This window comes from Frankia gtarii, from assembly GCF_025403375.1.
GTDB classification, from domain to species: domain Bacteria; phylum Actinomycetota; class Actinomycetes; order Frankiales; family Frankiaceae; genus Frankia; species Frankia gtarii.
The window spans coordinates 1-13,663 of the sequence record NZ_JAMPTM010000184.1; the positions used below are offsets into that span (position 1 = coordinate 1).

A 13,663-nucleotide genomic window follows, 5' to 3' on the forward strand; every position below is an offset into this window, starting at 1 on the left:
GGTGACTCCGGGCTAGCGTGGTGACTCCGGGCTAGCGTGGTGACTCCGGGCTAGCGTGGTGACTCCGGGCTAGCGTGGTGACTCCGGGCTAGCGTGGTGACTCCGGGCTAGCGTGGTGACTCCGGGCTAGCGTGGTGACTCCGGGCAGCTTTGACGGCCGCGGCCGGAATCGGCGCTGAAGCTGCTGGCGGAGCGGGTAGACCCAGACCATGACGCACCGACCCGCGGGCATTCCCGCCCCCAACCTGGCTGACGACGACCTCGTCCGGGAGCTGCGGCACCTGCACCGCACCCGGCACGACGCGTTCATCGCCGGCAGCGAGGACGCGTTCGAGACCCACACCTTGCGCATGCTGGAACTCGAACGCGAGTACCTGCGGCGTTTCCCGAACGCCGCCAGCCCCGATCCACGGCGCACCCGGGCTGGGCGTCGCCGCGCCGCCGGCGTCGCGGGGTAAGCCGCCCGGCGTCGCGGGCCGGGGCTGGGATCAGCCGCCGGTGAGCGTGTTGACGTAGATGTCGAACAGGTCGTCCGCGTCCGGGGTCAGGTAGGCGTGGCCGCCGGTGGCCCCGGCCAGGCGCTGCAACGCGGCGAGATCCGCGCCGGGGTCGCTGGCGATGACGATGAGCTGGACGGGCCGGCGCGGATCGGCGGCAGCCTGCAGCGCGGAAACCGCCTGGTTGAGTGTCGGTTCGGGATTCGCCGCTGGCCGCCCCGGCTGCTCGCTGTCGGCGTGATCGTCGCCGCCCGCGTTGCTGTCACCGTCGGTGAACAGGACGACGCGGTTGATCCGGCCCGAGGCGAACCTGTCGGTCAGCTGCCGCACGGCCGCGACCGCGGTCGAGTAGAGGTTGCTGCTGCCGGCCGGTTTCAGGCTCGCCGGTGCCGCGGTCAGGTCGCCGCGCTGGGTGCCGGTGTGGCCCGGCGCGTTCAGTCGGGCCAGTGGGGCGAGTTCCCGGTGGCCCCCAGGCAGTTCGGCGGACGACTGCCAGAGCCCGACCTCGCTGTCCGAGGCGAACAGCCGCAGGCCGGCCAGCGCCGTGTCCGCGGCCGCCTGGAGGCGGGTGCGACCGGTGTCGCCCGTCAGCGGCAGTGCCATCGAACCGGACGTGTCGAGCACGGCGAGCGTGGCCCCGCGTTCCCGGCTGTGCCGGAAGAATCGACGCGCGGTCCCGAGCACGTTGTCCGAGGCGTCGGTGCTGGCGAGTTTCGGCGGGGTGGACCGCACACCGTCGGTGACGTTGAGGCTCGCCGACAGCCCGTCCGGGTCGTCGCGGCCCTGCAGTTCCATCGGGGTGCGGAAGCCGGCCGCGGTCAGCGCCTGCCGCCCGGCATCGCCGCGCAGGTAGGCGGCGAAGGCGGTCGCCGCGGCGCGCTTGGGCGCCGAGTCCGTCGTCCGCTTGAGGACGATGTAGGGCACTGTTGCCGTGAACGCGCCGTCGGCCGGGTAGGAGGCGACCAGCGTCGACGCGGAGATGGATCCTGCCCGGACCGCCAAGGTCCGGTTGTAGGCGATGACGTCGGACTCCAAAGCGGGGAAGGCGGATGGTGCGCCGCCGCCGGTGCCGTCCGAGCCCCCGCCGCGGACCGCGTCGAACAGCTGGTGGTCGTACTGTGGCAGCCAGTCGATCGAGCGCTCCAGCCGCAGCACCGTGGCCTGGGTCGTCCGATCCTGGTCGAAGGTGCCCGGCGTCATGTCCGCGGGAGCCAGCCGGCGCGCCGCCCCGACCGTGCCGATGACCGCCCGCAGCGCCGCCGCCGAGTTCTCCGGGTTGGCCATGGCGAGGCGGAACTCGCCCCACCGGGGCTCCCCGCGGCTCGGCCAGAAGGCGGTCCTGTTCGCGTCCGCCGCGAGATCAGCCCAGGTCAGGTGATGCTCGGGCCAGCCGAGCTGCTGCGCCATCAGCCGGGGCATCGCGATGACGACGGGGGAACCGGCGATCGTCGTCGCCCGCGCCGGTAGCTGCTGCGCCGCGCTGTTCGACTCCTGCCCCAGCTCCAGCCAGTCCGCCGACTCGGGGATCCACACGTCCGGAACGGCCGAGCCGGTCGCACTCGCGCGTGACAGCGCGTCGAGCGCCCGGTCGGACGGTGTCGCGGACACCTCGAAGGTCACACAGGGCCCACTCCGGTCGGAGTGCGCCCGGCTGAACTCGGTGGCCAGCCGGCGGATCGGCGCGGTCAGGGTCGGGGCGGTGGTGATGGTCAGCGTGGTCCGGGTGGTGCCGTCGGCGCACTCGTCCGGCGCGCCACTGTGCCAGACGGAGGCCGCCGCGAACCCGACGCCGGTGATCGTGAGGCCGCCGAGGACGAGCAGGGCGGCACTGCTGAGCGCGCCGAGACCGATCCCGCGGGCCCGCCGGCCCTGGCGCCGAGCGCCCGGGCCGGACCGCTCAGGCCGCGTGAACCGCCCGTGCGGCGGACTGCCGACACGCCGGTCGCGGCGGCGTGGCACGGCGCCGCGGGGACCTCCAGCTGGGGACCGATGACGGGCGTCGGACACACAGACGTCCTTTCACGGGAGGCGCCGCGGCTGTTCCGAACCCGCCGCCACCACGATGATGTAACTACTTCTCCCGCCGAGCCCACCGCGCAACGGTCGACCGCACTCCCCGCCGTTCCCCGCCGATCCGGGAATCGGGAGCGTTGTGCCTCGCATCGGGTTTCGTGCCGCCGATACTGCCAGCCGCGGGCCGGCCGTCAGCTCATCTTGGAAATCAGGGGCTCGGCGTTGTTCCTCCGTTTCTCACGTCGTCGACATGGTGTCCTACCAGGCCAGATGTTCGCTCCGCGTCAGTCGGGCCGGGGCTCAGGCGTCGGCCACGACGAGATCGGCGTAGGCCGGATGGCGATCGATGAACGTGCGGATGTAGGGGCACTGAGGGACCACGGCCAGGCCCTGCCGGCGAACATCGTCCAATGCCTCGGCGGCGAGGGTGGAGCCCACGCCCTGGCCGGAGAACTCCGGACTCACCTCGGTGTGGATGAAGATGATCCGATCTGCCCGCTTCTGGTACTGCGCGAAACCGGCGACCTCGCCGGTCGGCGTCAGCGCCTCGTAGCGGAAGCGGTCGGTGTTGTCGGTGACAGACAGGTCCATGCCGGCATCCTCCCCGATGTCGGCGAGGTCGGCTGGAGTGTCGACGTCCGCGGGGGTGCCGAGGCCGTCACAGGCCACCCGGCCGACCGCCGCCGGGTGGGCGCGCAGCCAGGCCCGCGCGCCGACCTCCCCGCGGGCGAGGACGGCGACGTCGGCCCAGACAGCCCGGCGCAGCAGGACGGGATGGCCCGGCTGCCCGCGGTAGGTCGCGGTCAGCGCGGGATACCGCTGGTAGCCGCCGGCCGGCGCGGCGGCGTCGACCAGGCGGCGGATCGCGGCTGCGGTCAGGCCGGGCTGGTCCACCAGCGTCACGACCGCGGCGTCGGCGCCGGTGCCGGCGAGAGCCTCGAGCCCGGCCCGCAGGGAGGCCCCGATGCCCTCGGCCCAGCCGTCCGCCCGCACCAGACGCACCGCCACCCACCCGGGACGGTCCGCCCCCCTGGGAGCGCGGCGATCCGGGGTTGTCGGGGTTGTCGGGGTCGTCGGCCCGCGGTCCTCGGTGGCGAGATCGGCCACGGCCGCGCCGACCTCGTCCGCGGCGGCGCCGATGACGATCACGACCGGCGTGCACCCGCCGGCGGCGAGCAGCCGGACGCCCCGCGCGGCCAGGGTCTCGCCGCCGAGCTCCACCAGAGCCTTGGCACGCCCCATCCGCCGCCCTGCCCCAGCCGCCAGCAGCAGACCGGCGACCGCGGGCGGCCCGCCGTCCTCGACCGACGTGGCCTGGTCGATCGACGTGGCGTCCTCTGCTGGGATGGGGTCCTCGGCTGGGGCGGCGTCCATGAGCTGGGCGTACCCGGATGACGGGTCAGCCGGCGGGGCCCAGGACCAGACGGGGGCGGATCCGGCGCTGGAGGAAGTCGAGGATCCGCACGTCGAAGACGGCGTTGTCGTCGCCGGCCACCATGTGGTGCGCCCCGGCGACGTCGCAGTACTCCGCGTGCGGGGCGAGGTCGAGGAACCGGCGGGCGTCGTCCTCGCTGAGCACGTCGGACTGGCCGCCCCGCACGAGCATGGTCGGGATCCGCAGCCTCGTCACGATGGCGGACAGCTCCTCCAGCGGCGTGCGTAGCCGCAGCCGCGGGTCGTGGCCCTCCGGCGGGAAGACGAACGCCGGATCCCAGTGCCAGTACCAGCGTCCGTCGGTGAAGCGGAGGTTCTTGCGAAGCCCGGTGGGGTCGCGTGGGCGCTCCCGGTGTGGCAGGTAGGCGGCGACCGCGTCGGCGGCGTCCTGCACGGAGGCGAAGCCGTCCGGCGCGCCCCGCATGAACTCCATGATCCGTCCGGTGCCCCGGGGCTGCAGGAACGGCGACACGTCGACGAGGACCAGGCCGCGTGCGACGTCGGGGTCGCGGCCGATCGCGGCGAGCGAGGCAATCCCGCCCAGCGATGCGCCGATGAACACCGGCGGCCGGCCGAGGGTGCGGCGCAGGGCGAGCACGTCGTCGGCAAAGGCGTCGAGGGCGTAGTCGCCCTCGGGGGACCAGCCGGAGTCACCGTGGCCGCGCAGGTCCACCGTGAGGGCGTACCAGCCTTCGACACCGAGCCGGCGAGCGGTGCGCCGCCAGGAGTGGCGGGTCTGGCCGCCGCCGTGGAGTAAGACCACCGGAGGGTCGGTGTCGTCACCGTAGGTGTCCGCGGCGAGGGTCAACCCGCCGCTGGGGATGCGCAGGGACGGGGCGGACGGTGTCGACGTCAGCTGTTCGCTGTCGGAGTTCGCAGGCACGTAGGTCAGTATGAGCACACTGTTCGCCTGGGTGCCCCGCCACCGGGCGACTCGCTCAGGCGTCGGCCGACTCGGCCGGCTTGCGCTCCGGGCGCCAGGCGGTCGCCAGCAGCAGCGCGGCCCCGCCGACGCCGAGCAGGATCGCGATCAGGCCGCCGGCCCAGCCGTCGAGCTCGATGCCGATCGCGTGGTCCAGTGACGCCTTGCCGGGGCCGAGGATGCCGATCGCCGCGCACACGGCCGCGATCATCAGGACGTACTCGTAACCCTGGCCCGGCTTGAAGATGAAGAAGCCGTTGTTGCGGTGCGCCGTGATGCCCGCGACGACCATCGTGCCGATGATGCCGCCGGCGCTGAACGGGGTGAGGAAGCCGAAGACCAGCCCGAATCCCGCGGCGAGCTCGACGAGACCGGAGGCCCAGGCGTGCACGATGCCGGGGCGCAGGCCCATGCTCTGGAACCAGCCGGCCGTGCCCTTGATCCCGCCCGGCCCCCAGACGTGGTTGTAGCCATGGGCGACCAGAGTGAGACCCACGATGACCCGGAGCACCAGGGCCGCGGTGTCAGGCGATGTCACGTGTCTCCTCCTCGGAACGGCCACCTGGGTGGACGGCGTCCGTCACGCCGCTGCCGCAGCGCTGACAGTATCGGGTCGATGAGGAAGACACGCTAATTGCACTAAGTTCGATCTATTCCTTATCCCCTCGGATCGACGCCGCCCGCCTGGCCGGGTTCCGGCGGCCCGGCGGGCCCGCCGGGACGGTCCGGTGGCGGATCGCGGGGAACCCGGTCGACCCGGACCCCGTCGGTCGAGCCGAGTGCCCCGACGGCCGCGACGGTGCGCTGCCAGGAGGCGTTCAACAGGGCCCGGCCCGGCGCGGGCGTGCCGCGGTCGTCCAACCTGTCGGCGATCGGCCAGCTGGCGGCACCGGAAGAATCCGTCCAGGTCGGGGTATATGTAAGCCCGGCCACCGTCCAGCCCAGGGCCGTGCGCCGGACCTGGATGGTCAGCACCACGCCGTCGCGGCCCGGCGCCGTGGACTCCCCGCCGTCCGCCGAGCCGACCCCGGTGGCGCCCGCGCGGCCGCCGGCCGCCGGCGCGGCGATCAGGGTGCCCAGGTCGTAGGCGACGTAGCGGCCGGCGATCCGCTCGATCGGCAGCGGGCTCCCGCCGCCGCTGCCGAGAATCAGGTCCACGTCGGACGAGGTGAGCAGCGCGCGGGCCAGGTCGCGCTGGTGCGGCGTCACGGCCTGCTGGCCGGGCCGGCCCCAGGCGAGCTGCGCGACGACGAGATCGGCGCCGTCGACGCGGGCGCGGGCGGCGTCCCGCCCGATCCGCTCGGCGGTGAGACCGGCCGTGGCAGTCGTGGCGGCGGAGCCGAGGTAGGACAGCAGGGCGATCCTCGTGCCCCGGACCGTCTCGGTCGCGATCTGTGTCCGGGTGCCGCCGTCCGACGGAACGGACACGGCGATGCCCGCGCGGTCGAGGGCCGTCCGGGTGCGTCGTGCCGCCGCGCTGCCGGGAGGATCGACGCCGTCCGTGTCGCAGCGGTCGAAGCCGGCGCCGGCGAGCGCGGCGGCGGCATCCCCGCCCTCGGGACGGCCGCCCGGGGCGTCCCGGCCGTCTGGGGCGTCGGGGGACGCGGGCAGGGGCGCCGCCAGCCGGCAGAGGGCGAGATCGGCTGCGGTGCCGTAGCCACGCAGGGCCACCAGGGCCACCCGTGGGTCGACAGTCCGAGACAGATCGATCTCGCCCACCGCGACGAGGGTGATGGACGTGGCCTCGGGACCGAACGAGGCGCTGGCCCCATTCGGCCGGGTCAGACCCGGCCGAATACCGTGCGGCGGGACCCCGCCGGGCAGGTCGCGATCGGCGGAGCGTGGACCGCCGTCGGGCTCACCGCGGTCGGGACGGCCCGCCGGGAGGGAACTGGCGGGCCGGGCGGCCTCGCGCCCGTGGAGCGGGGACGAGGCGGTGATGCCGACGGTGCCGACCGCGAGGCTGGCGAGCCCGACGACAGCGAGTCGCCGAAGTGCGGACAAGCCCGGGAGCGGGGCGCCAAGTGATCGGGGGCGACGCCGCGCGTCGGGCCGACGGAGTCGCTGCATCGTCCTCGGTGCCGGTCGGATCGAATTGACGTCCTAGCGTTACCGAATATAAACGATGAGTAGTGCTCGTGCTAGCGCGGGCCGCCCTGGTCGACGATCCGCGTCAGCATGGAGAGCAGCGTTCCCTGTTCCTCCCGGGACAGGGGGGCGAGTAGCTTGTCGTTCATCTGTTCGATGCGGTCCGCCACCTGGCCGTGGGTCGACTCGCCTCGTTTGGTCAGCCGTAGCACGTTGCGGCGGCCGTCACGCGGGTCGCGGACCCGGCGGATGAGACCTCTCTGGACGAGCCTCGCCACCACATCGGCGACCGTGGACCGGTCGAGCGACGCCCGTTCACCGAGCGTGCGCTGATCGATGTCAGGATCGGCGAGGAGACTGTTGAGGACCACGAACTGCGGTGGAGTGGTCTCGGTGGAGACCGTCGTGGTCCATAGCTGATAGGTCACCTGCTGCAGCCGGCGGGCCAGCTGGCCTGGATGGCTGGACATGTCCACCACGCCGCTGGTGCTGGCCGGCTCGGCCGGCTGGGCCGGCTGGGTGATCAGGTTGGCCGGCTCGGTGCTGCGTTGCCCGGGCAGGCGCTCGCCGGAATGTTCCAGCACGCCGGTGTCTTCACCGACACCCCTGGGCAACTGGTCGGATCGTGTGCGCGCGTTCAGGGTTCGCTTCCAATCCGGTGTCGAAGTGAGCGGCCGACGAGTTCGCCGCAAAGGTCATCATCGCTCATGCCGACGCTCGTTGTCGCCAGGGTGTGAGAATCGGGTGGCGCTCCGACGTCGAAGCCGTAACTCCTGTGGCATGTAGTGAAATTATAACTACGGATAGCCGGACATCCCGGCACTTGCGTAGTAGTCTTGTCACCGCTTTGGGGTAGCCGTTCGGGGATGTCGGGATCGCGACAGGGACACCCGCAACCACCCGGCACCCCGCGCGAGGTGCATCACAGGGCACAGGCGGGTACGGGCTGCGGTATGGAGGATGCGCCCAGAGGTCTGCGGGAGAGTCTGAAACGGGTTGCCGTGACCCTGAAGGAGGCGGACATCCCGTTCGCCCTGGGGGGGAGCTACGCGTGCTGGGCCCGTGGCGGCCCCGAGCCCGTTCACGACGTGGATTTCATGCTGCGGGAAGAGGATGTGTCGCGGGCGGTGGAGGTTCTGGCGGCCAGCGGTCTGCGCCCCGTGGATCCGCCGGAGGACTGGCTCACCAAGGTGTTCGACGGCGAGGTGCTCGTCGATCTCATCCACCATCCGGTCGGTCGCGCGGTCACCCGGCAGATGTTGGAACGGTCCAGCGAGATGTCGGTGGACTCGGTTCGGATGCCCGTCCTTGACGCCACGGACTGGTTCGAGATGACCCTGCTGGCGCTGGAGGAGCGCTACTGCGATCTGACCCGGGTACTACCGATGATTCGGGCGATGCGCGAGCAGGTCGACTGGGATCAGGTTCGCCGGTCCACCGCCGCTTCGCCCTTCGCCGAGGCCGCGTTGCTGGTTGCCACCCGGCTCAATCTCATTCCGCCGGCCGACTCCGTCCCGACCGCCGCCAGGCCCGGCGAGAGTGAGCTTTCCGCGGCGCCGGAACGCCCCGACGGGACGGAAGGTGACCCGGCGCAACGGGCCGGCGGAGCGAAAGGCAGCAGGGCTGAGGGCCGTTCGACGCAAGGCAATTGTTTGGAAGACAGCAAAGCGGCCGGCAACCGCGGGAAACCGACGGCGCAACGCGGGGGCGCGCACGACCGGCAGAACACGGTCGAGCCCGGCACCGACTCCGGGCAGCCCGAGGCCGTCACCGCGGTCACCACGTCGCCCCCTGGCGACCAGGTCGAGATGGACCTGGCCGAGGCCGACGAGTACCTGGCGGGGGAGCTGCACGACCGCCTCGCCGAGGACCCGCGGGTCGCGGAGCTCGGCCTCGAGGTGATGGTCGCCGACGGGCGCATCCTCGTCGAGGGTGAGGTCGCCACCGACGTCCGCCGCCGGGCCGTCGCGGATGTGCTGACCGAGGCCGCTCCCGGTCGGCCGGTCCGCAACGAGGTCACCGTCACCGGCCGCGTCACGGTGGCCGACGAACCCGCGAGCGTGGAGACCATTTCATGATGCGCATCGCCGCCGTCGGCGACATCCATCTGGGAGCGGACAGCGGCGGCACCTTCGGGCCGGTCGTCCGCGGCCTCGCCGGGCGCGCGGACGTGCTGCTGCTGGCGGGTGACCTCACCCAGCACGGGCTGCCCGCCGAGGCCGAGGTCGTCGCGGCGGAGGTGGCGGGCGCGCCGCTGCCGGTCATCGCCGTGCTCGGCAACCACGATTATCACGGCGATGCCGAGCGCGAGATCGCCGCCATCCTGACCGGCGCCGGCGTGACGGTGCTTGAAGGCACCTCAACGGTGGTGGATGTCGACGGCGAGCGTCTCGGGGTTGCCGGGGTCAAGGGATTTGGCGGCGGCTTTGCCGGCGCGAGCGGATCGGACTTCGGTGAGCCGCTGATGAAGGCCTTCGTTCGGCATACGAAGGAGGTTGCCGCCAGGCTCCAGCATGCGCTGGATGCGCTGGACTGCGACTTTCGTATTGCTTTGACCCATTACGCCCCGATTCCGGACACCCTGATCGGCGAGCGGGCCGAGATCTATCCCTTTCTCGGCAGCTATCACCTCGCCGAGGCGATGGATGCCGGCGGTGCTGGCCTCGCCTTACACGGGCACGCCCACGCAGGCTCGGAACGCGGGTCGACAGCGGGCGGAGTACCGGTCCGCAATGTCGCCCGACCGGTGATCGGAAGGCCCTGCGCGATCTATGTCGTAGGCGTGGGGGCGGCTGTCGAGGGAGCGCGGATGGCGGCGCCATTGCCGACACCGGCGGTCGATCTCGCGGCTCCGACGGGGCTGTGACTGCCGCTCGAAGGTCCTGTGGCGGCCGGTCCTCCGTCGCCCGATCGTCGACCCACCGACCTGCGGCCACAATGATCGGCACGACCATCCGCATGCTCACGGACCTGGCTTCCGGGCCTGAATAGTCCGAGTGGGGGGTATCCGCGTGGCCCAGGTAGGGGATGCACTCCTGGGTTGCTCGAGCCGATATGGGCGGGGAGCACCCGCCCGATCGGGCCCGTCGCCCAGACAGCCACCACCCGCGTGGGCCACCCGTGGGGGCATGGTCCGTCCGGGCGTGCCACCTGCGCCGCCGATGGCCCCATCGGGGCTTTCTCCCTATTCCGGGTGCGCACGGCCGGGCCACCCGATCCCCCGCGCGGGGCACACCACCGACCGCTGCGGACTACCAAGATCCTGACCCAATCGGACCATCTCCTGTCCGTATCACTGGCCCACTTGTGGTGCCCCCGGATCGTCCATTCGGGGCATGCGGTCCATCCGTGCGACCCGTGCGACCCGTGCGACCCGTGCGGGGGTTTGCTTCGTGCCCCAGCGTGCACATCCCCTGCGCGACGCGGATCCGGCGGGACGAACGGGGTGACCGCATCTCCCAGGTGCCGTCAACCGCCTGGCCGTCGGACTCTCGACCACCCACCGCCGCCCGCGGGCGGCGACGGAGGAAGGAACGAGACATGGCAGTGGATCGGGGAAGCTCCAAGCACGGACCGTGGCGCGATGACGCCATGGCGCACGAGGTCTCCGGGTTCGTACGCAGTGGCCGGGACACCCGGGCGGAGGAATGGCGCTCCGTCGAACCGACGGACGGGCTGCCCGGCGATGTGCAGTTCCCGGACCCCGCCCAGTCCCGGGCCGGCGCGTCGGCCGGCATGACGCTGGCCGACGTCGAGGACCGTTCCGAGCTTGCCCGCTGGCTCGGCCGGGCGGTCTTCCCCGCGGAACGGGAGGAGATCATCGACCATCTCCGCTATCAGCACGCCCCGGACCGGGTCGTCGAGGAGGTCGCGGCGGCGGCGCCCGGCGTCCAGTTCACCTCCGTCGGCGAGCTGTGGCGGGGGCTGCGAACGGGGGCATAGCCGAGGCGCGGCGGCGCTGACGGATCTCGGCCCGGAACCGGGCTGCGAGTGCCGGCGCTCCAGATCGCTTCGCGAGGGCGCCGGCGCGGCCGTCGCCTCCGCTGTCCGATGTCTGACGGCGCCGCCGCCGCAACGCCGTCAGGTGCGAAACCGCTGGGCGGCAGGAGAATGTGGCCGGCGTCATGAGGTCGATTGCATGACGTCTGCACCACGGGGGCAGACAGCAGCTATGGGACGCACCGTGCTGGATCGACGGCCGCGCACAGCTACCTCAGGCGGCTCCGTGCCCCGGGATGCGGGGACATCTCGGGGCGCAGGGGTGTCGCGAGATCCAGGGAGATCCCGGGGTTCGGAGGCGGCGCGGGACCCGGGGGCGTCCCGGGCACCGGGGCCCACCTCGACCCGGGCTGTTCGGCCAGCCGCGCGCCGCGCGGCCGCGTCGACCCGCCCGCCCGCTGTTCGGCGGGGACCGGCGGAGCCGATCAGCCCCGGCCGGTTGATCGGCTGGGGCCTGGTCGCGAGCGTCGCGCTCCTCGTGGTCTTCGCGGTCCTGGGCGCTTTCGGGGTTCTGGCCTTCGGAGCCCTCGCCGGTCTGTGGGCGCTCGGGGTCGCCTGGATCATAATTTTCGGGCCGCCCGCCTTCGACCGGCGTGTCCTGCGCACCTACGGCCGGACGGTGCGCGCCTCGCTGGACGGTACGAGTTCCGGCGCGCTGGCGTTGCTGCGCTCGTCGCGGCGCTCGCTCGGCTCAGTCTTGCGATCGGCTCGCCGGTCGGCACGCCCGGCGCGGGCAGGACAGGCGGCGCGGGCAGGACAGGCGGCGCGGGCAGGACAGGCGGCGCGGGCAGGACAGGCGGCGCGGGCAGGACAGGCGGCGCGGGCAGGACAGGCGGCGCGGGCAGGACAGGCGGCGCGGGCGCCGGGGGGATTCGGCGCGGCGAGCGTGTCCCGGGCTGACCGGCGGCCGGCTGATCACCCGAAGCGCAGCGCGGCCTCGGGCGGGCGGGCCGCTCGTCCGGGGGCGTCGGACTGATCCGGCGGTTCCGGAGGGGTGCCGCGGCCCGAGCACCGGCCCGACCGGGCGGCGCGCGCGGGCCTCGCCTCGCCCGGGGGGTTCTGGGCGGGTGTCGCGTGACGCAGCACACCCGCGGGTAGGAGTGAGTTCATGGGTATGCGTGGGCTCGGCAACCGTGACCAGAAACCCGGATCGGGCGGCCTGTTGCAGACCCTCGTCTCCGGCCTGAACCAGACCGAACGGGACGAGACACTGCGGCTCCTGCACCGGCGGCTGATCGAGGACCGAGCGGCGGCATCGGGCGGCCAGCGGGATCGCCAGGTGGACGTGGGTCCTCGCAGCCGGGCGTCCCGCGGCCCGGCGAAGACTCGCGGGACGAGTAGCCGCCAGCGGTGAGGCTACGGCCGCAGCCGCCGAAATCGGCCTGGTCGCCGCGCAGCCACCCGGACGGTGACGACGGCCCGGGCATCGTCGGAGGCGTCAGCTGCAGCAACCGCCCCCGCAGCACGCTCCGCCGCCGCCCACCGGTGCCGCCATCGCTGGCACGGCGGTGCCGCGGCTGACAGCCACCGCAGAGAAGACCCGTGAGGTCTCGGCATGGCCGGAGGGGCAGCTCACCCCATCGGTCGGGGTGGACTCGGTGATGCTCCGACGGACCTCGAAGGAGGCGTCGCACACCCGGCAGCGGTAGTCGTAAGCAGGCACCTCACCAGGATATGTCGCCCGGACACGTCCGGGTAGCGGTCCGGCTCCTCCGCAGCGACGGTCGCGGGCGGGGCCGGTCCGGCGGGGAGACCCGAGCCGGCGTCGGGACCGGGCTTTTCGCCGGATGTGGGAGATGCGGCATGGCGCCCGCACCGGCGAGAGCGCCGTCGTACCCTGACAGCCATGGAGCCGCCGGAGGGTCCGCAGGTGGTAGCCGAGGTAGTCCGGGGGTTGCGCAGTGGCGCGCCGTTTGTCGAGAGCCTGCATCACGGCACCGTGGTGGGTCTCGGCCGCGACGGTGCCGTCGCCCTGCGGGTGGGCGCGCCCGACAAACCGGTGTTTCCCCGTTCGGCGGTCAAGCCTCTCCAGGCCGCCGCGATGCTGCGTGCCGGTCTCGACGGGGTCTTTTTGAGCCGGAACATCCCAAGTGACCTGCTGGCTGTGGTCGCGAGCTCGCACAGTGGCGAGCCGGCGCATCTGGCCCGGGTACTGGAGATCCTCTCGGTGGCCGGGTACTCCGCGGACGCCCTGCGATGCACCGCCGATCTGCCGTTGGGCACGGCCGCGGCCGAGGCCCACCTGCGTGCCGGCGGGCGCGCGGAGCCGGTCCTGATGAACTGCTCGGGCAAACACGCCGGGATGATCGCCTGCTGCGTGGCCGCCGGCTGGCCGGTGACGAACTACACCGAGCCGGACCATCCGCTGCAGCAGACGATTCGTCACACGATCGAGGAGCTGACCGGCGAGGAGATCGCCGGTACGACGGTGGACGGCTGCGGCGCGCCGCTGTTCGCGTTCTCGCTCACCGGGCTCGCCCGCGGGCTGCGGGCGATGGTGCAGGCGGCGCCGGGCAGCCCGGAGCGGCGGGTCGTCGATGCCATGCGGGCCCATCCGGAGCTGGTCGGCGGGGTCGGGCGCCCCGACACCGACCTGATGCGGGCCGCGCCCGGCGTGCTGGCGAAGAACGGCGCCGAGGGCGTCACCCTGGTAGCGACGCTCGACGGGCACACCGTCGCCATCAAGATCGCGGATGGGAGTGGGCGGGCG

14 protein-coding genes are annotated in these 13,663 nt (G+C 72.9%); 7 read left to right on the forward strand and 7 right to left on the reverse strand.

What is annotated here, in order from left to right:
- The first annotated feature begins 209 nt into the window (after nucleotides 1–209).
- Nucleotides 210–458 carry a DUF6158 family protein gene (locus NBZ83_RS22355; RefSeq protein WP_136449523.1) on the forward strand — a complete coding sequence of 83 codons (249 nt, stop codon included), beginning with the start codon at nucleotides 210–212 and terminating at the stop codon, nucleotides 456–458.
- Between the two features lie 30 nt (nucleotides 459–488).
- On the opposite strand, the gene NBZ83_RS22360 is transcribed toward NBZ83_RS22355, so the two are convergent.
- The 6 genes from NBZ83_RS22360 to NBZ83_RS22385 form a co-directional block, all read right to left on the reverse strand.
- Nucleotides 489–2,456, reverse strand: a complete 1,968-nt coding sequence (locus tag NBZ83_RS22360) for a substrate-binding and VWA domain-containing protein (protein WP_261570417.1) — start codon at nucleotides 2,454–2,456, stop codon at nucleotides 489–491.
- Between the two features lie 354 nt (nucleotides 2,457–2,810).
- Nucleotides 2,811–3,884 (reverse strand): GNAT family N-acetyltransferase, encoded by a 1,074-nt coding sequence (locus tag NBZ83_RS22365; RefSeq protein ID WP_261570416.1) that lies wholly within the window; start codon nucleotides 3,882–3,884, stop codon nucleotides 2,811–2,813.
- A gap of 25 nt (nucleotides 3,885–3,909) precedes the next feature.
- Nucleotides 3,910–4,845, reverse strand: coding sequence for an alpha/beta fold hydrolase (locus tag NBZ83_RS22370; RefSeq protein ID WP_261570415.1), 936 nt, complete (start codon nucleotides 4,843–4,845; stop codon nucleotides 3,910–3,912).
- A 37-nt stretch (nucleotides 4,846–4,882) separates the two neighbouring features.
- The gene (locus tag NBZ83_RS22375; RefSeq protein ID WP_261570414.1) at nucleotides 4,883–5,404 is read right to left on the reverse strand and encodes a DoxX family protein; all 522 of its coding nucleotides are present in this window, start codon (nucleotides 5,402–5,404) and stop codon (nucleotides 4,883–4,885) included.
- Between the two features lie 119 nt (nucleotides 5,405–5,523).
- Nucleotides 5,524–6,870, reverse strand: a complete 1,347-nt coding sequence (locus NBZ83_RS22380) for a CapA family protein (RefSeq protein WP_261570413.1) — start codon at nucleotides 6,868–6,870, stop codon at nucleotides 5,524–5,526.
- A 137-nt stretch (nucleotides 6,871–7,007) separates the two neighbouring features.
- A complete protein-coding gene (locus NBZ83_RS22385; protein WP_035923139.1) occupies nucleotides 7,008–7,424 on the reverse strand; it encodes a MarR family winged helix-turn-helix transcriptional regulator in 417 nt (138 codons plus the stop codon).
- Between the two features lie 531 nt (nucleotides 7,425–7,955).
- On the opposite strand from NBZ83_RS22385, the gene NBZ83_RS22390 reads away from it, so the two are divergent.
- The 5 genes from NBZ83_RS22390 (at nucleotide 7,956) to NBZ83_RS22410 (ending at nucleotide 12,307) form a co-directional block, all read left to right on the forward strand.
- Complete coding sequence (locus NBZ83_RS22390) at nucleotides 7,956–9,032, forward strand: BON domain-containing protein (RefSeq protein ID WP_261570410.1); 1,077 nt, start codon at nucleotides 7,956–7,958, stop codon at nucleotides 9,030–9,032.
- Nucleotides 9,029–9,820, forward strand: a complete 792-nt coding sequence (locus tag NBZ83_RS22395) for a metallophosphoesterase family protein (protein ID WP_261570409.1) — start codon at nucleotides 9,029–9,031, stop codon at nucleotides 9,818–9,820. Before NBZ83_RS22390 ends, NBZ83_RS22395 begins: the two co-directional genes overlap by 4 nt.
- A gap of 674 nt (nucleotides 9,821–10,494) precedes the next feature.
- Nucleotides 10,495–10,896 (forward strand): DUF2795 domain-containing protein, encoded by a 402-nt coding sequence (locus NBZ83_RS22400; protein WP_261570407.1) that lies wholly within the window; start codon nucleotides 10,495–10,497, stop codon nucleotides 10,894–10,896.
- A 496-nt stretch (nucleotides 10,897–11,392) separates the two neighbouring features.
- Entirely contained in the window at nucleotides 11,393–11,929 is a 537-nt protein-coding gene (locus NBZ83_RS22405; protein WP_261575727.1) for a hypothetical protein, read from the forward strand.
- A gap of 132 nt (nucleotides 11,930–12,061) precedes the next feature.
- A complete protein-coding gene (locus NBZ83_RS22410) occupies nucleotides 12,062–12,307 on the forward strand; it encodes a hypothetical protein (protein ID WP_261570405.1) in 246 nt (81 codons plus the stop codon).
- A gap of 84 nt (nucleotides 12,308–12,391) precedes the next feature.
- Here NBZ83_RS22410 and NBZ83_RS22415 read toward each other — a convergent pair whose 3' ends face one another.
- On the reverse strand, nucleotides 12,392–12,616 hold the full coding sequence (locus tag NBZ83_RS22415; RefSeq protein ID WP_261570404.1) for an FmdB family zinc ribbon protein: 225 nt from the start codon (nucleotides 12,614–12,616) through the stop codon (nucleotides 12,392–12,394).
- Nucleotides 12,617–12,799: 183 nt separating this feature from the next.
- Here NBZ83_RS22415 and NBZ83_RS22420 point away from each other — a divergent pair.
- Nucleotides 12,800–13,663 (forward strand): asparaginase (locus NBZ83_RS22420; RefSeq protein WP_261575728.1); only part of this gene is annotated, 864 nt, incomplete at its 3' end.